General features: G+C 56.1%; 23 protein-coding genes and 2 tRNA genes. 12 read left to right on the top strand and 13 right to left on the bottom strand.

The annotated features are described in order from the left end of the window. Positions 1–190: 190 nt before the first annotated feature. The 4 genes from ABS758_RS11365 to ABS758_RS11350 all read right to left on the bottom strand — a co-directional run bounded on the left by ABS758_RS11365 (position 191) and on the right by ABS758_RS11350 (position 2,468). Positions 191–265 (bottom strand) — tRNA-Val (locus ABS758_RS11365). A 109-nt stretch (positions 266–374) separates the two neighbouring features. Next, positions 375–1,136 carry a DNA polymerase III subunit epsilon gene (gene dnaQ / locus ABS758_RS11360; protein WP_350382841.1) on the bottom strand — a complete coding sequence of 254 codons (762 nt, stop codon included), beginning with the start codon at positions 1,134–1,136 and terminating at the stop codon, positions 375–377. Positions 1,137–1,145: 9 nt separating this feature from the next. Continuing rightward, the gene (rnhA, locus tag ABS758_RS11355; protein WP_350382840.1) at positions 1,146–1,661 is read right to left on the bottom strand and encodes a ribonuclease HI; all 516 of its coding nucleotides are present in this window, start codon (positions 1,659–1,661) and stop codon (positions 1,146–1,148) included. 39 nt (positions 1,662–1,700) lie between these two features. Beyond that, positions 1,701–2,468 (bottom strand): class I SAM-dependent methyltransferase, encoded by a 768-nt coding sequence (locus tag ABS758_RS11350; protein WP_492304505.1) that lies wholly within the window; start codon positions 2,466–2,468, stop codon positions 1,701–1,703. A 15-nt stretch (positions 2,469–2,483) separates the two neighbouring features. Here ABS758_RS11350 and gloB point away from each other — a divergent pair, with 15 nt between their 5' ends. The 4 genes from gloB to ABS758_RS11330 all read left to right on the top strand — a co-directional run bounded on the left by gloB (position 2,484) and on the right by ABS758_RS11330 (position 6,047). After that, positions 2,484–3,293: a hydroxyacylglutathione hydrolase gene (gene gloB / locus ABS758_RS11345; RefSeq protein WP_350382838.1), complete on the top strand. Its 810-nt coding sequence runs from the start codon at positions 2,484–2,486 to the stop codon at positions 3,291–3,293. A 7-nt stretch (positions 3,294–3,300) separates the two neighbouring features. Next, the gene (locus tag ABS758_RS11340; protein WP_350382837.1) at positions 3,301–4,698 is read left to right on the top strand and encodes a transglycosylase SLT domain-containing protein; all 1,398 of its coding nucleotides are present in this window, start codon (positions 3,301–3,303) and stop codon (positions 4,696–4,698) included. A 23-nt stretch (positions 4,699–4,721) separates the two neighbouring features. Continuing rightward, positions 4,722–5,504, top strand: coding sequence for an enoyl-ACP reductase FabI (gene fabI / locus ABS758_RS11335; RefSeq protein WP_350382836.1), 783 nt, complete (start codon positions 4,722–4,724; stop codon positions 5,502–5,504). A 63-nt stretch (positions 5,505–5,567) separates the two neighbouring features. Next, a complete protein-coding gene (locus tag ABS758_RS11330; protein WP_350382835.1) occupies positions 5,568–6,047 on the top strand; it encodes a DUF4262 domain-containing protein in 480 nt (159 codons plus the stop codon). 148 nt (positions 6,048–6,195) lie between these two features. Here ABS758_RS11330 and ABS758_RS11325 read toward each other — a convergent pair whose 3' ends face one another. Together ABS758_RS11325 and ABS758_RS11320 are read right to left on the bottom strand one after the other, a co-directional pair. After that, entirely contained in the window at positions 6,196–7,197 is a 1,002-nt protein-coding gene (locus ABS758_RS11325; RefSeq protein ID WP_350382834.1) for a virulence RhuM family protein, read from the bottom strand. Between the two features lie 297 nt (positions 7,198–7,494). Next, entirely contained in the window at positions 7,495–8,562 is a 1,068-nt protein-coding gene (locus ABS758_RS11320) for an FRG domain-containing protein (RefSeq protein ID WP_350382833.1), read from the bottom strand. Between the two features lie 323 nt (positions 8,563–8,885). Here ABS758_RS11320 and ABS758_RS11315 point away from each other — a divergent pair, with 323 nt between their 5' ends. The 8 genes from ABS758_RS11315 to ABS758_RS11280 all read left to right on the top strand — a co-directional run bounded on the left by ABS758_RS11315 (position 8,886) and on the right by ABS758_RS11280 (position 15,486). Next, entirely contained in the window at positions 8,886–10,118 is a 1,233-nt protein-coding gene (locus ABS758_RS11315) for a tyrosine-type recombinase/integrase (protein WP_350382831.1), read from the top strand. After that, entirely contained in the window at positions 10,115–10,618 is a 504-nt protein-coding gene (locus tag ABS758_RS11310; RefSeq protein WP_185780773.1) for a hypothetical protein, read from the top strand. Before ABS758_RS11315 ends, ABS758_RS11310 begins: the two co-directional genes overlap by 4 nt. 151 nt (positions 10,619–10,769) lie before the next feature. Then, positions 10,770–10,991 (top strand): helix-turn-helix transcriptional regulator, encoded by a 222-nt coding sequence (locus ABS758_RS11305; RefSeq protein WP_185780774.1) that lies wholly within the window; start codon positions 10,770–10,772, stop codon positions 10,989–10,991. Then, positions 10,988–11,293, top strand: coding sequence for a helix-turn-helix domain-containing protein (locus ABS758_RS11300; protein ID WP_185780775.1), 306 nt, complete (start codon positions 10,988–10,990; stop codon positions 11,291–11,293). The genes ABS758_RS11305 and ABS758_RS11300 overlap by 4 nt, the downstream gene beginning before the upstream one ends. Continuing rightward, a complete protein-coding gene (locus ABS758_RS11295; protein WP_350389084.1) occupies positions 11,290–13,968 on the top strand; it encodes a hypothetical protein in 2,679 nt (892 codons plus the stop codon). Before ABS758_RS11300 ends, ABS758_RS11295 begins: the two co-directional genes overlap by 4 nt. Before the next feature lie 145 nt (positions 13,969–14,113). Beyond that, positions 14,114–14,395 carry a hypothetical protein gene (locus ABS758_RS11290; protein WP_350382828.1) on the top strand — a complete coding sequence of 94 codons (282 nt, stop codon included), beginning with the start codon at positions 14,114–14,116 and terminating at the stop codon, positions 14,393–14,395. Between the two features lies 1 nt (position 14,396). Beyond that, positions 14,397–14,624: a hypothetical protein gene (locus ABS758_RS11285; protein ID WP_350382827.1), complete on the top strand. Its 228-nt coding sequence runs from the start codon at positions 14,397–14,399 to the stop codon at positions 14,622–14,624. A 352-nt stretch (positions 14,625–14,976) separates the two neighbouring features. Next, entirely contained in the window at positions 14,977–15,486 is a 510-nt protein-coding gene (locus ABS758_RS11280; protein WP_350382826.1) for a hypothetical protein, read from the top strand. 171 nt (positions 15,487–15,657) lie between these two features. On the opposite strand, the gene ABS758_RS11275 is transcribed toward ABS758_RS11280, so the two are convergent. The 7 genes from ABS758_RS11275 to soxX form a co-directional block, all read right to left on the bottom strand. Continuing rightward, a tRNA-Ser gene (locus ABS758_RS11275) sits at positions 15,658–15,748 on the bottom strand. A 93-nt stretch (positions 15,749–15,841) separates the two neighbouring features. After that, complete coding sequence (locus ABS758_RS11270) at positions 15,842–16,459, bottom strand: Rieske 2Fe-2S domain-containing protein (protein ID WP_350382825.1); 618 nt, start codon at positions 16,457–16,459, stop codon at positions 15,842–15,844. An 86-nt stretch (positions 16,460–16,545) separates the two neighbouring features. After that, positions 16,546–17,898 carry an FAD-dependent oxidoreductase gene (locus ABS758_RS11265; protein ID WP_350382824.1) on the bottom strand — a complete coding sequence of 451 codons (1,353 nt, stop codon included), beginning with the start codon at positions 17,896–17,898 and terminating at the stop codon, positions 16,546–16,548. A gap of 111 nt (positions 17,899–18,009) precedes the next feature. Next, positions 18,010–18,465 (bottom strand): DsrE family protein, encoded by a 456-nt coding sequence (locus ABS758_RS11260; protein ID WP_350382823.1) that lies wholly within the window; start codon positions 18,463–18,465, stop codon positions 18,010–18,012. Between the two features lie 29 nt (positions 18,466–18,494). Then, positions 18,495–20,204, bottom strand: a complete 1,710-nt coding sequence (gene soxB / locus ABS758_RS11255) for a thiosulfohydrolase SoxB (protein WP_350382847.1) — start codon at positions 20,202–20,204, stop codon at positions 18,495–18,497. Positions 20,205–20,218: 14 nt separating this feature from the next. Further along, entirely contained in the window at positions 20,219–20,737 is a 519-nt protein-coding gene (locus ABS758_RS11250) for a TlpA family protein disulfide reductase (protein WP_350382822.1), read from the bottom strand. A 77-nt stretch (positions 20,738–20,814) separates the two neighbouring features. Further along, the gene (gene soxX, locus ABS758_RS11245; RefSeq protein WP_350382821.1) at positions 20,815–21,453 is read right to left on the bottom strand and encodes a sulfur oxidation c-type cytochrome SoxX; all 639 of its coding nucleotides are present in this window, start codon (positions 21,451–21,453) and stop codon (positions 20,815–20,817) included. Positions 21,454–21,458: the final 5 nt, after the last annotated feature.

Below are 21,458 nucleotides of genomic sequence, written 5' to 3'. Positions count from 1 at the left end.
CTTGGCTCAATGCGGCTGGAACGGTGTGATTAACCGTGTCTGATGAATGCCCATCCCCCGATTATGGGGTAGAGCCTGTCTGATGAATGCCCATCCCCCGATTATGGGGTAGAGCCCCCGATTATGGGGTAGAGCCTGCCCATCCCCCGATTATGGGGTAGAGCCCAGATTTGTTCTTATTTTGAGGATCTGGTGGGCGGTACAAGGTTCGAACTTGTGACCCCTGCCGTGTGAAGGCAGTGCTCTACCACTGAGCTAACCGCCCAATCGGGATGCTGCCAGAAGATGCGCAAGACACGCAAAGGCAGCCGACTGGAAAGACCGAAATTGTACACGAAACCTAAAAAAACCGCAGACAGTCGTTAAGCCGGCTCTCAGCCTGCCGAGGGGCTCTCGGTGCTGGCAGCGTCAGCAGTTTCATCCGCTTCCAACTCTCGCCACAGGCTGCGTCCGCCCGAAGCCTTGTCCAGACCGTCCAGATAGGCTTCGTGCGCCTGCTGATCAGCGTCTGACACGGTAATGACGGGAAGGCCCGAGGCGTCAAACCGGGTACCGGCAAACGAATCGCCCCCCTGGCCGCGGCGCCGGTTGCGATCCGAGGGATCCCCCAGCAGCGAGTTCTGGCCACGTGTCATGGCCAGCCACACCTCGCCCAGAAGCTCTGAATCCAGCAAGGCGCCGTGCAGGGTGCGATGCGCATTGGAAATACCAAACCGTTCGCACAGCGCATCCAGATTGTTGCGCTTGCCCGGAAACATCTCGCGCGCCACAGCCAGTGAGTCTGTGACCTTGCCGCATAAATCCGTAAACACGGGCAACCCGGCACGTTTAAGCTCGGCATTCAAGAACTTGACGTCAAATGCCGCGTTATGAATGATGACTTCGGCATCCTGCACAAACTCCACCAGTTGCCCCGCCACCTCTGGAAACCGGGGATGTGCAGACAAAAATTCGGTGGTCAGGCCATGAACATTTAACGCTTCGGGGTCGCTGTCCCGATCAGGGTTCAGGTACAGATGCAGGTGTTGCTTGCTGACGCGACGGTTGATGATCTCTATACAGGCAAGCTCTACCACGCGGTGGCCTTGCTCAGGCTCCAGGCCGGTGGTCTCGGTATCCAGGACAATTTGACGCATAGGTTTTACTTAAGGTGAGGGTGGGTGCATGGATTCGACGCCCTGGTTGGCCAGCGCGTCAGCGCGCTCGTTGCCGGGGTCGCCCGCATGGCCCTTTACCCAACGCCAGTGTAGTTCATGCTGGGCAGCCAGCTTGTCCAGGGCTTGCCAGAGATCAGCGTTTTTAACCGGTTTTTTGTCGGCGGTGTGCCAGTCGCGGCGCTTCCAGTTGGCCAGCCACTGCGTCATCCCTTTTTGCACATATACGGAATCCGTATGCACCGTGACTTCGCAGCGGCGCTTCAGGGCCTGCAACGCCTGAATCACCGCCATCAGTTCCATCCGGTTATTGGTGGTCAGGGGTTCTCCGCCGTGCAGGGTTTTTTCAAACTTGCCTTGGCGCAACAAGGCGCCCCAGCCGCCAGGGCCAGGGTTGCCCTTGCAGGCACCGTCCGTCCAGATTTCCACATGGGACAAACGCTCGTCGGTTGCGCCCGTATTGGTCTGTGCCGCCGCAGATTGCGGCGCGTCTGTTGTCAAACTCATGAAATCCTTATTTGGATGGCGGGCTGGCCTGGCCAGCCACTACCGTCCTGTATCTTCAACCTGATTAGCCACTGGGGCCACGACCTCGCGCCGAACGCGCCGCCGCCGGCCCTTACGCCAGGCGGGCCCCACCAGCCGGATGCCCGTCAGCCGCTTGACGGCTGCAATGGCGTACACCGCGCCGCCCGCCGGCCACCAGCGGTCTCCCGCGTGCTCCATGAACCGCCAGCGCTGCAGCCAGGTTTGGTTGGTGCACAAAGGCGAGTAGCAACCAAACCGGCCACGATCGAGCTCGAAGGATAACAGCTTGAACCAGTCTTTCAGGCGCGAGGGCGCCACCTGGGAAGGCACCGGGATAGGCAGTTGCAAGGCAAGGCCGGGAAGTGACTCTCGCAGGCCCCATAAACTGTAAGGGTTGAAACCTGTCATAACAACACGCCCTTCGGGCATCAAGACACGCTCGGCCTCACGCAGTGCCTGGTGCGGATCGTCGCACCATTCCAGAGTATGCGGCATGACGATAAGATCCACGCTTTGGCTATCGAAGGGCAGTTGCTCTGGCTGGCAGATCAGGCGCCCCGCCCGCGTGCCAAACGGGGCATCGGGGCTGTGCGCCCAGGCTTTGTAAGGAATCCGGTTGGCCCGCAACAGATCCCAGTGCGGCAGGCCAATTTGTATGGCATGATAGCCAAATGCGTTGCTGACCATCGCGTCTACCTGCTGTTGCTCCCAGGTGCGCACATACTGGCCTGCCGGCGTGTCCAGCCACTCAGCTAACTCGATTGGCATTGCGCGATGCGGTGCCACCCTAACTCCTTTGCCATGAATTCCCTTTCTGTGTCTACCGATGCGCCGGCCACGCTGACACCTGTCCCGGCACTCTCCGACAACTATATCTGGATGGTACAAAAAAACGGCCATGCCGTCGTGGTAGACCCCGGCGAAGCAGGGCCCGTTTTGCAGCAGCTGCCCAAGGGCTGCACGCTGGAAGCCATCCTGATCACGCATCATCACCACGATCACACCGGTGGGATGCAGGCATTACAACAGCTAACGGGCGCGCACGTCTATGGCCCGCGCCTCGAAAAAATCCCGGGCTGCGATACCTTGCTGGGTGAAGGCGATGAAATCACGCTGCCGGGCTGCGGCCTGCAGTTCAAAGTACTTGATATCCCCGGCCACACGGCCGGACACATCGCCTACACGGGGCAAATCAGCCCCGGCACCAACATCGTTTTTTGTGGCGATACACTATTTGCGGCAGGCTGCGGCCGGGTGTTTGAAGGCACCCCTGCACAAATGTTGCAATCCTTGAGTAAAATCGCAAGTTTGGCGCCAGACACATTGGTGTGCTGTGCTCATGAGTACACCGCACCCAATATCCGCTGGGCCTTACAAGTAGAGCCGGCCAACACCGCACTGCAAACGCGTGCCCAGGAAACCACGCAATTGCGCGCACAAGGCTTGCCTACTGTGCCGTCGCGTCTGGGCCTGGAGCTGCAAACCAACCCGTTTCTGCGCACCTGGCACCCTGATGTCCAGGCAGCTGCCAACCAGCACGCTGCCACCCGATTAACGACACCCGAAACAGTTTTCGCGTGTCTGCGCGAATGGAAGAACAACTTCAGATGATCCAGACATGAGAATCCTGCGCCTGATATTTCCGCTATTGCTACTGCTTGTGGCTGGCTGCGCCACCCAACCGGGTTCAAAAGATCGCCAGGCCTACGTGGCAGAGGACACCTCCCGCACAGTCGACCTCACTCACCCCCCACGCGACATGTGGGACCGCATCCGGCGTGGATTTGCCATCCCCAATCTGCACAGCGAACGCGTCGATTACTGGACAGACTACTACGCCGAGCACCCGCAGTCGGTGCTGCTCATGAGCCAGCGGGCAGGCAAATATCTGTATTACATCGTCGACGAGCTCAACCGTCGCGGCCTGCCCACCGAACTCGCCCTACTGCCGTTTGTTGAGTCTGCCTACAATCCCAACGCCTTGTCGCGCTCAAAGGCTTCAGGCCTGTGGCAATTTATCCCCAGCACCGGCCTGCACTACAACTTGCAGCAAGACTGGTGGCGCGACCAACGGCGCGATCCCGTCGCATCCACACAGGCAGCCCTGGATTACCTGAGCTACCTGTACGATTTTCAGGGCGACTGGTACCTTGCGCTAGCGTCGTACAACTGGGGTGAAGGCTCGGTTAAAAGGGCGCTGGATAAAACTGTCAGCCAGGGCAACGAGCCCATCTATACGCAGCTGGACATGCCCGATGAAACCCGCAACTATGTACCCAAGCTGCAGGCCATCAAAAACATCATCGCCCGCCCCGAGAAATACGGCATCTTGCTGCCCAAGGTTAGCAACGCCCCCTATTTCACCACCGTACACAAAAGCCGCGACATGGATATCGCCGTGGCGGCAGCCCTGGCCGAAATGCCGGTCGAAGACTTCCGTGCACTAAACCCATCCTATAACCGCCCGGTCATTTTGGCAGCACACAACCCTGCCCTGCATCTGCCGCTGGATAAAGTGGCTGTTTTTAACAACAACCTGAAAACCTACACCGGCAGCCTGTCCTCCTGGCAGGTCGTGCATCCAAAGCGGGGCCAGTCCCTGGCCAGCATCGCCAAGGCGCACAACATCACGCTGGATGCCCTGCGTCAGGCCAACAATCTGTCATCCAAGCAAACCCGGGCCAAGGTTGCCACTTTGCTGGTGCCAACACCTGTGGCGCCCAACAACGCAGGCGTTTTACTGGCCTCGTACACGCCAAACGGAGAAGCCACCGCCAGTGTGCAGCCAGCGGGCAATACCGTGCAGCAAGCCCGCACGGCCAAGCAAACCGCCAGCCTGCGGCCCAGCGCACCCAGTGTCCGCACGCATACCATCCGCAAGGGCGATACCCTGTACTCCCTGGCGCGGCGCTACAACACATCGGTTGACGCACTGCGTAAGCTCAATAATCTTAAAGGCTCTGCACTATCCACCGGACAACGCTTGCGCGTACCTGGCACGGACGTCCAGGGCTGATCTCACTCACAGGACCACACATCATGGGTTTTCTCAACGGCAAACGCATTCTGATCACCGGCGTACTGTCCAACCGTTCCATCGCTTATGGCATCGCCCACGCCTGCCGCGCCCAAGGCGCTGAACTCGCCCTCACCTATGTTGGTGAGCGCTTCGAGGATCGCGTACGGGGTTTCGCCAAAGATCTGGGCAGCGATATCGTCATCCCCTGTGATGTCGGCGACGACGCCCAGATCGAGGCCACGTTTGCCGCGTTGGGCCAGCACTGGGATGGCCTGGACGGCTTGGTGCACTCGATTGGATTTGCACCCCGTGACGCCCTGGAGGGCGATTTCCTGGATGGCATGACACGCGAAAACTTCCGCGTGGCGCACGATATCTCGGCCTATAGCTTCCCGGCATTGGCCAAGGCTGCGCTGCCCATGCTTAAAGGGCGCCAGGGCTCGGTGCTTACGCTAACCTACCTGGGCGCCGAAAAAGCCATCCCCAACTACAACATGATGGGGCTGGCCAAGGCCTCCCTCGAAGCTAGCGTGCGTTACCTGGCCAAATCCATGGGCAAACAGGGCCTGCGCGCCAACGGCATCTCGGCCGGCCCCATCAAAACCCTGGCGGCCAGCGGCATCCGCGATTTTTCCAACATGCTGAAATACGTCGAATCCCAGTCTCCGCTGGGCCGTAACGTCACCATCGAGGACGTCGGCAACGCGGCCGCCTTCTTGCTGTCTGACCTGGCATCAGGCATCACCGGTGAAATCCTGCACGTCGACTGCGGCTTCTCCAATACTGTCCCCGGGATGGGCTGATAATACGGGCGGGGCTGGCCGCGGGGCCAGCGCCTATCCTCTGCCCACCTCACATCAAGACATATGGCCACATCAGAAGAAGAAAGAAACCGGAGCAAGCTGCAAGGCTTTCTGGAAGACAAACTCAAGTGGCACGACTACACCCACCTCATCGTCTCCGACGACGACATGGATCCAGCCACGTGGTTCATCCACACCCTCGGCCTGGCCCGCACCAAACACCCCGAGCTTATCCTCACGGGCACACTGGACAGCCAGCTGGCCATGGATGTGATATCTGACGTGGTGGCCTATGCCCGCCAACACGGCGGGCTGGCCGACCAGGCCCTGCCAGGGCAGGCCGTGCGTATCCCGGTGCAACTGCGCGATGTCTCCACGCCGTTTGTCCTCAAGCAAAGGGTAGCCCAGGCCAGCAGCCGGTTTGGCGAGTCCATCCGCGTCTTTCAGGTGCTCTGGGCCGACGACAACGGACGCTTCCCCGACGACCCCGCCTACAACCAGCAGAAATCGCCTCAGCAAACGCTGTGGGATGCCGGCCGCTAAGGGCGTCTCAAAAGCGCCATCGCCAAGTCGCGGTTGCCAAAAAGCCAACGCAAACATCAAAGAAATCATCCACGCCTATCATCCCGCGCGGTGCGTTGGCGATAGATGCTCCAGGGGGCGTTGCCTAGTTGTTTTTGGTTAGCTTCGGTCATTTTTTTAGGCGCCGTTTGATTTTGGCTTCCAGCACTTGGAGGTCAGCCTCATCCTGCTGGTCGGCCGCAATGGCTTCCGCTCGTTTGCGGGCCTGATCAAATTGGAGGTACAGCTCGCCCGTGCGCACTTCCATCTGCTCATGACTGATCGTTCCGGCGTGCGAGAGCAACGGAAAACCATTGGACGTGATGATCTGACCCACATTCAGCTTCCAAAACGCCATGCGCGTCTCCTGCCTGCCCTTGGCTCGCAGTTCGGCGGTTTCCAGGAAGATCACCACCAGCCGGTTCAGCGTGTCAATCTCATCTTCGGTCAGGTAGTTCTTCGCCACCACGATATCCGCCTTGTGCACCTCATCACCCACCCAGGCAAGCAGGCCGAAATGTGAATCGGCCGGATTTGCCCGGGCGGTGATGAGTTCGGCGGCAGTCTTTTGCGTCACAGCAAAGATCAACAGGTTCTGCACCGTGGCAAAGAAAACCTGCGTGGCCTTATCCGTCTTGTCGTAGTCACTGGAGAGCGCAAAGAGGTCGCGCACCTTCTGGTAGAAGCGTTTCTCGGAAGCACGGATGTCCCGGATGCGCGCCAGCATCTCGTCGAAGTAATCCGGACGGCCGTCCGGGTTCTTCAGCCGCTCGTCGTCCATCACAAAGCCCTTGATCAGGTACTCCTTCAGTGCGGTAGAGGCCCATCGACGGAACTGCACGCCACGTGGCGAACGCACCCGGTAGCCAACGGCCAGGATGGCATCAAGGTTGTAAAGCAGAGTCTGGTATCGCTTGCCATCAGCAGCAGTTGTCAAGGATTCCTTGACAACTGAATCCGCGCCCAATTCCCCGTCCTCAAAGATATTCTTTAGGTGAAGGGAGATATTCTGTTTCGTGGCATCAAACAGCTCCGCCATCTCCAATTGAGTCAACCAGACCGTCTGCTCCTGCGCCCGCAGCTTGATCTGACTACGCCCGTCTTCTGTGGTGTAAAGAATCAGATCTTCCATGGCGTGGCGATAGATGGGAGGGTTTAGATCAAAAGGTAATGCGGGAGGTAGCTTGCTATGTATTATGCCCGTTAGGATGTACCACAACCACTTACGAGCTCGCCGATGTGAGGTTCAATGCTACGCTCATGTGCCCGGAGAGGCTTTGATGCGTGGGTTCCTGCACTATTCGTTGCTTTGGCAGCCAGGGCTTGCTGTCTAATCTCGCTTCTCGTCCTAGAGGAGATAATTACCTTCCCCATCCTCGGCATCCTGATTGACAAGCTCTTTTTCTAGCCCCGAACCCCCGGCATACTGTCAGTATGCAACCCGTCCTGTATTGATGTGCTCACCTACAACTCTGACACGGATACTTTGCCAAAACTTCTGACGGAGTTCTTGCCAGTGCACCTGTGCCTCTGCAAGTAAGTCACTACTGGGTAGCTTCATGGGCGCTCGGGAAATACTGTACCCTGCTTCTTTTAGGTGCCGCTCAACGTCACCATAGCTCAGACCGGTGGGCATCTGACTCATGATATACGCCCGTCCTATCGAGTCTAGGTGGACACTGCGTCGCGCAGTTTGTTCGTCGATTAGTATTTCAAAAGGGTCACGTGGAAATAAGCCTGTAATTCCGCCGACATGCTGCAGAGTCTCGCTAGCAATCTCGGGCGTAACCGTAAAATTTTCCGCCGCGACACCAGCCAGCTTGGCTAAATCATCCGCCATGCCTAACTGTAGACCAAATGCCCGTTGTGCGTATGGCCTAGAGAATGGTTCGATTCCAATAGGAAAGAGGCCGGGATGGTGGGACACCAATTTAGCGAGGTCAATGGTGTAGAGGACGGCTTTTTGCCCGACTGCAGGTATCCAGGCATCATGTGTAAACCTATGTGTGGCGAAGAACATGGCAACGTTGCGTGACCGAGTTAGATCAACAATGTCCGTTTTGTGGCCATAATGCTGCGCCATGGCATTCAAACTCATTTGAAGCCTGAGCCCGCTGATAGTCCAATACTTGGACATCTCAAGAGCCGCCGGATGGCGCTCAATCAAGGCCAGCAACTCAATCTGCTTAATTTTCCAAAAAATCAGATCACCATACTTGATGCTTTTACGAAACAAGCCTGCCTTGCATGTTCCATAATCAGTACTTTGACCTCGATAAAGCCTTGGGCAAAACTCTGGGCCCGGAACAAAAGCGTAGTGAGTATCTGAAACCTGAACCGGTGTAAATATCGTATCTCCGCCGGCAGTGACCGCCCCCATTTTGTTGAATTCGGCATCATCTTGGTTTGCGAACGGCGTGGCCATTGAAAGGTACATGACCATAGTTGGAAGATGGCAATGTGGCGGCAATTGGATAATACCGTTAGACCAGTCCATATTCTCGAAGGTCCTAGCCGTTCAAAGCATCGATTGTGGAGTCAGTGTAACCAGTCATTACTGTGTGGGCCAACAATCCCGCTTCACTGGCACGGTAATGACTTCTGATAAAGGCCGATACCCGTACATGGGGTGGAACCCCAAAACAAAACCCCTGCAAACACGCTGTTTGCAGGGATTTTAATCATTGGCGGACAAGGGGTCTGCCGTTTCATAGAATCACCGAGTATCAGCAGAAAACAATACATTATAAATATCAATTAGTTAATGACTTAGCGAGTATCAGACAGTATCATCCAATCTATGCAAACGTGTGGGGCCGGATGATGGGTTATATAACAGACAGAACGGCAAGGGCCATTAAGCCCGGAGACAAGCCTATACCGGGGGGCGTAACAGGTTTGTATTTGTTCCCCGGATCGGATCGCGGCAAAGGTAAGTGGATCATTCGGTATGTATCCCCAGTTACCGGCAAGCGTCGGGACATGGGTCTGGGTTCATTTCCCGATACTGGCGTAGCCCGCGCTATTGAAAAAGCCTTAGCAGCCCGCGAACAGATACAAGACGGGATCGACCCGATTCTAGCGCGTCAAACCCAACGCAAAATCCCAACCTTTGAACAGGCGGCAAGGGATCACTGGGCACTTCTGGCGCCGGGCTTCCGAAACGACAAGCACAAGGCTCAATGGATATCCAGTCTTGAACAACACATATTCCCGACTATCGGCGGTATTCGTGTGGATCACCTGCAGGTCGCACATTTCGGCGATGCACTGGCGCCGATCTGGCTGACCATACCTGAAACGGCAAAGAGGGTAAAAATGCGCTGCAGCGCCGTTATGGCCGCTTGCCGCGCCCGGAAGTTCATCGTCGTAAACCCGCTTGATGACGTGGGGGCGCTGCTGCCCCTATCCAATAAAAAAGAAGCGGCACAAATAAGACACCATCCGGCGATGCCATGGAAAGACATCCCGGTATTTGTTCGAGAACACCTGAACCGCCCGCCGGTATGGGGATCACGCGCGGCATTACTGTTTACCATCCTGACCGCCGCACGATCTGGTGAGGTTCGAGGGGCTACCTGGCAGGAATTTGATCTGAACGGCCAACTTTGGATTATTCCGGCAATACGCATGAAAGCAAAGCAGCCGCACCGTGTCCCGTTGTCCGATGACGCCCAGGCCTTGCTTCGTAATCTGCAAGGCGATGAAACGCCCGCCCCTGACGCTCTAGTTTTTCCTGCCCTGCGTGGGGGCGAACTATCCGATATGGCGCTGACCAGTCTGCTACGCAAAGCACAAGCAAGCAGCGACATACAGGGCCGGATCGCAACCGCCCACGGGTTTAGAGCAAGTTTCCGCAACTGGTGCGCTGATCATGGCGTAAGCACTGATCTGGCAGAACGTAGCTTGGCACACACCATAGGCAACAAGGTTCAAGCCGCCTACGAACGTACCGACCGCCTTACAGCCCGCACTAAGTTAATGCAGTCATGGGCCGATCACGTTATGGGGCGAACAACCGAAAACGTAATTCAGATAAGGAATGCAGGATGAGCGAATACTTTGGTAGAAAGTTCCCAGTAACACTTGCATGGAACCAAATACATAAATTAGTACGAAATGAAGCGACCGAGCAGGCCGAACGCTTACTGGCCGTCCTGAAGGGGGCGCTAGACAGCGATGGTGACCCCGCTGCCGCCTTTGATGCGTTCTTAGAATCTTCTTACAACGAGCCGTATATATACCCCGGCGCAGTCATGCAGATGATGTTGAGATTTGCGTCAGACACTGCATATCACCGCGTAACCGCCGAACTAACAAAAGTGAAATACGACAGAAGCGAGAAAGCCAGAAAGTCCGCCAATGTGGGACACGATAAGCCAAGGGGGAACCGCGAAAAGCGGAGAAAAATACAGGAAATTTGGGCTACTGGAAAATACAGTTCTAGAGATCTCTGTGCAGAGCAGGAGTGTGCTGGTATAGGAATGTCATTCTCCACAGCCAGAAAAGCATTAAGGAACATTCCCAAACCCAAGTTAGCCGCTGCGACGTAAAGGCTAGCCGCTGCGACGCACTAGTAATTTTAACGGCGTCCTACATAAGCAAACATAGCATCAAGCCGATTTAACGCGGTTTGCGCGGTATCAGGGCATCATCGGCCCGCCTTGATCCGCGCATAACTCGCGCAAGTAAGGAACTGATGCTATGGAAGCACTTGCTATTCACCTGCCACCCATTGGCTTCACGCCAATTCGCACGGTTTGCGCCGTCACCACCAAATCAAAGCCGACGATCTATCGCTGGATCAAAAACGGAACTTTCCCCGCTCCCGTTCGCCTTGGCCCAAATAGCGTAGGGTTTCGTGTCGAGGAAATCCGCGCCTGGCTTGCTAGCCCTAACTGCTGGAAACAGGAGGGCAAACAATGAAAAACGCCCCCACCACAAAGAGCAGTGAGAGCGCCAAAGACCAAGGCCATTTTACCCCGGTATCGACAGCCAGCGAAGCCCAAAGGCTGCGGATCATTGACGCTTTACGCACCGGCCCGAAAACATCCTATGACCTGCGCCGTATGGGCTGCTATCAGGCACCGGCCCGCATTATCGAACTGCGCCGCATGGGTTACGAAATCATAACGGAACGAATCACGCTGACCGACCGCGACGGGTTCCAGCATCACGGCTGCGCCTTATATTCACTGGCAAGCGAACCGGCAGAGGTGCAAGCATGAATGTCACGATTATTACTTCTGCCCAGCGCCTAACGAAACAGTGGCACATAGTTAACGGGCAGCCGAAAAAAGAACAAGCCGGGCACATGACCGATGGCATGGCAGAGCCCGTTACGATTGATTCCCCGGCGGAAATGGTCGAACTGCTGCAAGGCTTGCAAACAACCCAGGCCCTGACATTTGGCATACCTGCCGATGGGCAGCCGCACCCTATCGTTACTCAAAAAAAATTACCCGAGGCTGCACCGGGTAGCATAGCGCGCGATAACGAACATTTCCGATGGCCTGCCACTACTGGCTGGTTAATGCTGGACTATGACCCCGCCCCCGCTGGTGTCCCGCTAAACCGTAACGCCCTGCTGGCTGCACTATGCGAAGCCTGCCCCGCGATGGCCGCCGCCCCGATGGTTTGGGGGCCGTCTGGATCAAGTTATATCTTTAACAGTGAGACCGGCGAAGAAATAACCGGCCTGCGAGGGCAAAGGCTGTATGTCCTGGTAACGGATGCCCGCGATATACCCAGAGCGGGCAAGGCACTATTTGACCGGCTATGGCTGGCCGGGCATGGCCGCTATGACATAAGCCGAGCCGGTACGCTGCTAGAACGCGCGTTAATTGATGCCGCCGTATGGCAACCCTGCCGCCTGGACTTCGCCGCCGCCCCCGTGACCGTGCCACCGCTTGCGGCACAGCGCCCCGCCCCAGAGGCAATAAACGGCGATGCCTTGCCGCTAGACACCGCCCAGGCCATAGCCCCCCTGACACCCACAGAAGCTGCACGGCTGCAAGAAATAAAAGCCGTTGCCCGTGATGATGGCGCGCTGCTATTTGAACAGCACGACGCGCGCGAAGCATGGGTGGCTGAACGTGTGGCGGCCTTACCGGCAACCCTGAGCGAAAACGAACGCGAAGAAAAGGCCGAGCGCCTGCGGGCTGCTGTGACTGATTACCGCCTATGGGGTGACTTTGAACTGACGCACCGAAGGGGGCAACGTGTGACCGTGGGCGAACTGCTGGACGATCCCGACCGATGGCACGGGGAACGCTTCGCCGATCCGCTAGGGCTTGGCAAAGATCAGCGTATTGCATGGCTTAATCTGCGAAGCGGGGGGCGCCCTTACCTGTATTCACACGCCCACGGCGGACAGCGTTATAGCTTGTTGCGACCTGCCAGCGTTCTGAAACTGGCTCGCGGAGATTCACCGCGCGCGGTGGCAGCCGTGCTGGAGCGCCTGCGCTGTGATGGTGAGGTATTCGAGCGCGCCGGGCAACTGGTAAGACTGGCCGATGGTGTGCTGGTTCTGGTTGAGCTGCCATGGCTTAGAACCCACCTTGAGCAGTGCTTTCAATTCCAGACGTTTGACCGACGCGCCAACCCGCCAACATGGCAACCGACCGACTGCCCGCAAGACCTGGCCGCGCGTGTCATGGCTGCCCGTGGTGATTGGGGGCTGCCGAAAGTGGCGGGTATTGTGACGTTCCCAGTGATGCGCCCCGATGGTAGCGTGATTCAACGCCCCGGCTTTGATGCCCCTACCGAACTGCTATACCTGGACAATTTCCCGGAGCGACAGACACCGCGCCCCCTTGCTAGTGAGGCGCTACGGGAGGCTTTGGCCCGTATATGGGAACCCTTCGCTGAATTTCCTTTTGATGGAAACTTGAGCCGCGCTGTATTTCTGGCCGGGCTGTTGACAACGGTATGCCGGGCAACGCTGCCTACTGCGCCGGGCTGGTTGATCCGCGCCTATGCGCCGGGTACGGGTAAAACCCTGTTATCAGAATGTCTGATGCTGGTGGCGGGGGCGCCGATGGCCGCGCTGCCGCTACCCGAGAGCAACCCCGAAGAAATAGAAAAGCGCCTGTTTGCTTCGCTGCTGACTGGCCGAGCCGGGCTGGTAATGGACAACCTGACCGGCGTTATCGAAAGCGCGGCATTGTGCGCCATGCTGACCAGTGCCGAACCCGAAGGCCGTATTTTGGGTAAATCGGAAGTACGAAGCGTGCAGAACCGCGCCCTGATCGTGCTGAACGGAAACAACGTAAGCCCAGGCGGGGACTTATTTCGACGCGTACTGCCCGTGACGCTGGACGCCAACAGCGAAGCACCCGAAGCCCGCCGCTTCTCGTTTGACCCGCGCAAAATGATCCGTGGAAAGCTTCACGCCTACCGCGCCGACCTGCTGGCCGTGCTGATGTCATATCAGGCCGCTGGAGCGCCTGCTATCGGGGGCGGTGGCTTTGGCAGCTTCAACGAGTGGGAACGCCTTGTAAGGCAGTGCATTTGCTGGCTAGTGCATGAAGGGCTGGCACCCGCACCGATGGCTGACCTGCTGGAGGTGCTGAAACTGTCGAAAGCAGAAGACCCACACCACGCGCAACATATCGCTGTGTTAGAGGCATGGCACACCTGGTATGGATCGCGGGCAGTGCACGTCAAAGACCTAGCTGACCTGATGCGCGATAGCAACACCCATCGAAGCGAAGACGAAATGGCACTACGCGACGCGCTTTCTGATGTTGGCATTCCACCGCGTGGCCGTGGCGAGTTTGAGACCCGTTATTTCTCGGGCTGGCTGCGCCGTCATCGTGGCCGCGTAGTAGCCGGGCTGCGCCTGGATCAAGCAGAACGAAACATAAAACACGGCCATAGTTGGGTAGTACGCACTGTATAGATGGGGTTTCGGGGGTTTGGGGGGTATTTCCCAACCCTTCGCATGAAAACTGCCAATGACACATTTATAGAAGGGACGGAAATAAACCCCACATTCCCCCAATACCCCGTTAAGCACCTGAAATATGCTATCTGGAATCTGAAACATGGCCGATAAAGACACAAACGAAACCCCGCAAAGCCCCGAATGGGAAGTATTAGGGCCTGAACCTACCCACCCCCGGCGCCTTCGATTACCGCTATCTACCGCGCTCGACGTGCGCCGAGAATTGGCGCGCCTGTATCGAAGCATGAGGACAGGGCAGACACCGCCCGCAGACGGCACAAAATTAGCCTATGTATTGAACATACTCCGCCAAACCATCGAAACAAGCGACATCGAGCAGCGTATCAGCGCCTTAGAGGTTGCTCAGAAAGCGAATGATTAACATGAAAGCCTCAGTACGGAAACGGATCGCTGTACTGGAGGCCTTGCGACCAAGGCGGGAAAACCGCAGACCAAAGATTCGCTTTATTGAAGGAAACAGCTTGGCATTGGAAATTGCTGATGTCGTATTTCCAGTAGGCAGCGATGGGTGGCGCCCTGCCACTCCCGATGAACGTGATGCCTATCAGGTCGCATTAAACCAAGTGGTACAAAAACTATTGGACGCGTGATAATCATGCCAAAACGCATAGAGCTACGCCTGCAAGCACTTGAGCGCACCCAATGCGTAGCAAAGCCGCTGCACAACATTTTCATCATGCTAGACCCCTATGCTGCCGATGAGATCATTGCCTTCACCTGTGATAGTGGCCGCATAGACAGGCTTCCGGATGAAGACCTGGAGACTTTCGAGGCCCGTGCTGCACAGCATCGCGCCCCCTCTGTCGTAACGCTTTGGTGCGCTGTGTATCGTGACCAATAGACGCATGTTCCGCCTCTAGACCGACAACCGATCCAGATGCTATAAATTTTGAAGTGGTAAACTGAAAAATCCAGAATCACCAAGATACGAAGGGAAACATTTTGAGCGACAAACCAAAGAAACCCATTTACAAGCGCGTGTGGTTCTGGCTTGTTATGTTTTTTGTTTTGCCGGGCGTCATCAGTGGCCTAACATCAGACAAACCGTCGAAAATGACCGGTCAGACAGAAGCCGCAAAAATCGCCGCCGCTCCCGACACACCATCGACCGATACCGCCGAGACTACGAAGGCTAAAGAGGAAGAACGGCTAAAGAAACTAGCCGCCAAAACGAAAGAAGACACCGAGAAAGCGGCTGCCAAAGCTAGGCTTTACGCAATAAGCTTCGGCGAGATGGCTATAAAACAATCGCTTCGTGATCCTGACTCTTTGCAGTGGGAATGGAAAGCAGTAAACCTGGACAACGGCGCGCTGTGTTACTTATACCGGGCAAAAAACGGTTTTGGTGGCTATAACCGCGAAGGCACAGTCATAGTCGACGGGAAATCCTATACTTCTAACGCTCAATGGAACAAGTATTGCGGGAAAACCGGAAATTACGAGGAATACTAGTACGTTACTGTGTCTAAAGTAGTGGGAGAAACCCGCCTGTAAGGTGGGTTTTTTTTTGACATCTCAAATAAACAACAGTACTTGAGTCATGCGATCAAGTGGGGCCATGCGTGGGGTTACATATTCAAGCTGCATTTTTTTATTTAATAATCAGCAACTTAAAATAATTCTTGGCGGACAAGGGGGGATTCGAACCCCCGATACGCTATAAACGTATACACGCTTTCCAGGCGTGCGCCTTCAACCGCTCGGCCACCTGTCCTAATCCACACCACTTATTTATGGGCGAAGTCCGCTATTCTATCAGAATAATGATTACCTGTTAATCCGGGCATGGCGGCACACAAGCACCCTTTCAACACGCAGGCACCTGGGCAGAAAACTGGCTTAAAGGAATCGTCCGGGTATGTGCAGACACAGGTTGACGATACCCACCCGGCCCAAAGCGTTCGATCAGATCACCCTTGTAAGCTTTAAAAAACCGCTGAAAAAAGTCTTCGCCGACCGTGCCTGTGGCCGTCAGCTGATCTGTGTCGGTATCATGGCTGAGCATCACCGGCATCAGGGCATTGGGCGCGGGCCCTGCCACTTGCCTGGCCCCTTGGACAGGATCAAACACACTGCCATGGGCACAGCACACAATGCGCTTGGCTTGTTGGGCAATTTCACTTGACGACGAAGCATACCGCAACAAACTGATCCTTGGCGTGGGATAGGTGAGCTGATGCGTGCAAATGGCCACAAAGGCCACCAGACTCTGGTTGGGCCCTACACCTTGGGGGCTTTGGTACGCGCTGCCGTCAGGCGCAGTAAGCGAAACCTGCTGCGCTGCATACTGGCCCAGATTGATGAGATAACAAGGCACGCCCTGGTAAGGGTAGGCAAATACCATGGCCTCATCCGCCTGGACATCAGATGCTTTAAGGGGCTGGCCAGCAGCGTCCACCAACAACGTGGGGCCATACGTCTGCATAGACGCTGCCCATGCCGTCAGACTATGAGCGCATGCCACCCCTGCACACAACTTTGTAAATTGCCTGCGATCCATCTATCGCCTTATCAAGCCTTGAACATATCCCGGTAAAGACCACGCGCCCACTCAAGCGCCCCTTGTCCCTTTGCTTCGTCACGATCCAGATACACCTTGGTGTCGTCCGAGAATCCCGTGATCACATCTTTTTCGGGATCATAAACATAATGGGCATCCACCGAAATCGCCTGCATAGGATCAGCATTAACCACCGAATAACAGATGGTTTCGGGAGACTGCCAGGAGATCTCTTTACCCGCGGCCCGTGCGGCCAGCACTTTGGCCACATAATGGGCCTCGGTGTTGGAGGTGTTGGCGCTCTTGGAATACGGATGCGGGCGCGAGTCTCCCGAGACATACACGTGGGGATCGTCAACGTACTGATAGAACCGCGTGTCGATATTTGCCTCTTTTTGATTGGATTTGGTGCTGGGTGCCATCAGGCCCAGGTGCTCGATCAGTGTGGAGGCCCGTACATTGGGATAAATGGCGGCATCGTCAAAATCGTAGGTATCAAAATCAGTTTCAATCTTGCGTTTATAGGGGTCTACCCCCTTGACGGCCATCTGGGGCACGTACTCGATGATGTCTTTATAGAGCTCATCAAAAGCAGAATGAAAACCCTCAGCCTTGATGGTGATCTCGGGGTTGGCATCCAGGATGATCACTTTGCCCTTGAGCTTGTTTTTCTTGATCATGGCGGCAATCATGCAGGCGCGCTCGTAGGGGGCGGGCAGGCAGCGGTAATTGCCGCTGGGCACCGTCTGGATAAACGTGCCGCCTTCGAATTCACGCACCTTGCGATGGATGGTGATGTGCTCGGTAGGCGACACAAAGCCACCTGGATAGCGTAAGTGCAAGTCTGTTTGCACACCAACGTCATCAACCCCAATTTTTTCGTAGTCGTATGAAATCCCCGGCGCCAGCACCAGAAAATCGTAGCGGATATCGCCCTGGCTGGTGAGCAGCGTTTTGCTGTCGCGATCCAGCCCCGTCACCGTGGCATTGAAGTAGATGTAGTGGTTGTTGACTGCCGCATCCAAAAAACTATGGTTGGCCAGAAACTCTAGATTGATCAGGCCCGCATACCAGAGATTGCTGGAAAAGCACGACGAATACATATCACGCCGCTCTACCAGCACCACATCAAAATCAGGGTTTTCTTTCTTGGCATACTTGGCCACGGTAAGGCCAGAGGTGCCGCCACCCACCACCACCAGGCGCGGGCCCTTGGCCTTGGGAAGGTCCGCCATGCGCGAGGCCTGCACGGCCGGGGCAGCTGATGCCTGCCCCATCGCGACAGTCGCCGCACCCCCGGAGCCTGCTGCTAAAGCAGCACCGCTGAGTTTCAGAAAATTTCTGCGATCGAGTTGCTGAGTCATGATGATTCCCCCTGTAAATAAGTGCGATGACTCGCACAGAGATCAGGACTCACACATCCCCAATGCGCGAGTCACATGATCAGGCTACCTGTTGGCTGATTCATGGTTGGCTCACGGCTTGATGTACGCGTAGCCTTCCTGTTGCTGAAGCTCGGTAAGACGAACAACCCCCGAGGGTACAAACTCGGCTTCCATGACGAAATCATCCGGTGTCTGCTTTTTGCGGCTCATGGTGATCTCGCAGACTTCGAAATGCACCCCGCGCGCCGCCAAACCAGCAATCAGCGGCCCCACGGTTTTGGCATCCTTATAGTCTGTTTCCAAAAACTCGATCCCATCTGCATGGGCAATCGCAACAATCTGGGTATTGGGCGCGGTATCCAGCTGATTGCGCATATTGCGCAAAGCAGCAAGGGCTTGCGTCTCGGCATCGTTGATGTGATACACCACCTTGGGCGTGACGTCCTGCTTGGCACTTGCCACTTTGTCCTGTGCCATCGCACTGCCTGAAGTGCCACCCACAGCCAGACCCAATGTCAGTGCCAATACGGATAATGAGTGTTTCATGAAGGATCCTCCTTGGGGGTCGGTTGGTATTAGAGAACGCCGTGGTTACCCTCTAGGCCCCTGACCTTGGGCTCGTTGAGCTTCACTGCGCCAATCGTTTTGCGGTCTCGCAGATAGCGGGCCACCACATCCCAGACGGGCTCGCCGTCGCCCTTGGCCGCCACCGGCGCCCAGCCGGCAACCTTGTAAGTTTTATCAGCATCAATCGGCTTGCCATTGAGCATCATCTCGCTGATGCGCTTGCCAGCGTCGGCCTTGGGGTCGATGGTGTATTCGAGGCCACCCACGCGCACCATGTCGCCGCCTTGCTGATAGTAGGGGTCTGGATTGAAAAGATTATCAGCCACGTCTTCAAGGATAACCTTGACCTGCGAACCCGGCATTTCGGTAAGGGTAGTGTAGGGATACGTGATGGCGGTTTGATCCATCAGGTTTTCCATGGTGATGTGGGCGCCCGGCAACAGGCTGGTTCCCCAACGGAAACCTGGCGAAAAAGCGATTTCAGCGTCTTTCTCGGCCAGCAGCGCATCCAGGATGACCTGATCGAAGGTGCCATTGAAATTACCCCGGCGATACAGAAGTTCGTCGGTGACAGCCAGGCTTTCGGCCAGCTTGTCGGCAAACGGCGAGCGAATCTTGTCTACCAGCGCAGCCATCTCGGGATCGGCCTCCAGGAAGTTGGAGAACACTGGCATCAGGGTATAGGAAAAATCAGCTACCTTGCCGTTCTTGACATCAAAATCAAGCACGCCCAGAAACTTGGAATTGCTACCTGCATTGGTAACCAGTGTCTTACCGCTGGGGTTTTCAACCACCACCGGCTTGGGCACGCCATCGTGCGTGTGGCCACCCAAAATCGCATCCAGGCCCGTGACGCGCGAGGCCAGTTTGAGATCGACATCCATGCCGTTGTGCGACAGCAGCACCACTGCCTGGGCGCCTTTTTTGCGAACTTCATCCACGGTGGCTTGCAACTGGCTTTCCTGGATGCCAAATGTCCAATCGGGCACCATATAGCCAGGGTTGGCAATCGGGGTGTACGGGAAAGCCTGGCCAATCACGGCCACCTTCACACCGTTCATCTCGCGCATCGAGTAAGAGGGGAAAACCGGATCACCAAAATCCGAGGTTTGCACATTTTGGGCAATGAAATCGATCTTGCCTTTGAAATCATTGTCGATGATCTCTTGCACACGATCGGCACCCAGGGTGAACTCCCAGTGGCCGGTCATGATGTCCACGCCCAGGGCCAAAGAGGCATCCACCATATCCTGGCCTTTGGTCCACAACGCAGTGGCAGAACCCTGCCAGGTGTCACCGCCATCCAGCACCAGCGCCCCTGGGCGGCTGGCTTTCAGGCGCTTGATAAGCGTAGCCATGTGTGCAAAGCCGCCCACCTTGCCATATTGCTTGGCCCCGTCTTCGAAGTCGAGACAGGTAAACGCGTAGGCCTCAGCGGAATCCGGTGCGATCCCGTAATGTTCGAGGAAATACTGGCCCACCAGGTGCGGCGGGCGGTTAAAGGCACCAGCCAAACCAATATTGACACTGGGCTCGCGAAAATAAATGGGCCGCAACTGGGCATGACAATCGGTAAAGTGCAAGAAGTGCACGTTGCCAAAACGCGGAGAATCATAGAATTTCTCTGCCGCTTTCTCGGCTGCGCTGGCCTGACGGGAGAACACCATTCCGCTGGCGGCTGCCACGGACAATACCTGTAGAAATTCGCGACGATTGATCATAAAAAATACACTTAATCTTCAGAGGTGGGCTTCCCGGCATATTTGATGAGGTTAAGGACATCCTCTTCGAACATTTCTCCGGGGATAATTTCAGCAACCTTCCCATCGGGCTGGACCACGATAATCTTGGGAATGGTCTTGGTCTTGCCAAACACATCCCGCAAGGCGGGGGTTTCAAGTGCCACAGGAAACGTATAGCCATGCTTTTGCATGTATTCCCGGGCCGGGGCGGCCTGTTTGTCGATAGTGACAGTCAGGATGGCAAGCTTGGAGCCTTTGGCGCGTTCGTAGAGCTTTTGCACATAGGGATTTTGCCGGGCGCAAAAGGGACACCACGAAGCCCAGTATTCAACGACAACGGGCACACCACGAAAATGCCCGGGAGGCAGTTGGGTTCCGTCCAGCAGCTGCACTGCCGGGATGTCGACGATGTCTCCCACCGTCGCGCCAGCCGCAGAAACGGACTGCAGGGGCATCACTGCCAGAGATAACACTGACAGGACAGCCAAAATTATTTTTGGGTTTCGCATGTTTCTACCCAACCCGTGTGGTCGTTGAAACGCCTGGCCCGGATAAACAAGCCAGGCGACCAAACACAATGCTGCGGTTAGTCCTTGTTGACGGGTGAGTCGAGATCCAGCAGGAACGCCATGGCATCCTTGATCTGGGTTTCGGTGAGAATGCCCGCAGCACCAAACCGCGGCATCACAGAGCAGGCCGAGTACGCATGGGAGTTATAAATCTTGGCCCATGTGTATTTGACGACTGCCTCGGAATTGCCGCGGATTTTGCCGTAATGCAGCAACGACGGGCCAATCGTGCCAAAGGCAAGCTCGGCTTTCGTCATCTGGTGGCAGGCAAAACAATTGCCACCGTTAGGCTTGCCAGGTTTGTCCGTAAACTGCATACCCTTGCCGGACTGGGCCAGTTTCTCGCCGGCTTTCCAGTCACCCAGATACTTGCCATCGGCCGGCGGCTTCACCGAGGCCAGCGCCGCCGTGGTGATTTTCTTGATTTGCTCGTCTGTCAGAGGTGTTTTGGTCATCTCTGCCTTGGAGCACATGGCTTGCATTGGCGACTGATCCAGCCGATCCAGCTTGACGTCGTTCTTGGCGCTAAACGATGCCTCAAGCACCTTTTGGACGTCTTCAGGCGAGGTGCCCGTAACCTGGTCGGCCACTGCGCTGGCCGACACAAATGACAAACTGGCCATGAGCGCAAGAGGGACAAGAATGATTTTTTTCATGAAAT

The organism is Castellaniella sp. FW104-7C03, from assembly GCF_040276085.1.
Lineage (GTDB): Bacteria > Pseudomonadota > Gammaproteobacteria > Burkholderiales > Burkholderiaceae_B > Castellaniella.
Note: the sequence above shows the minus strand (reverse complement) of the source record. Positions and strands in the feature narration are given on the sequence as shown.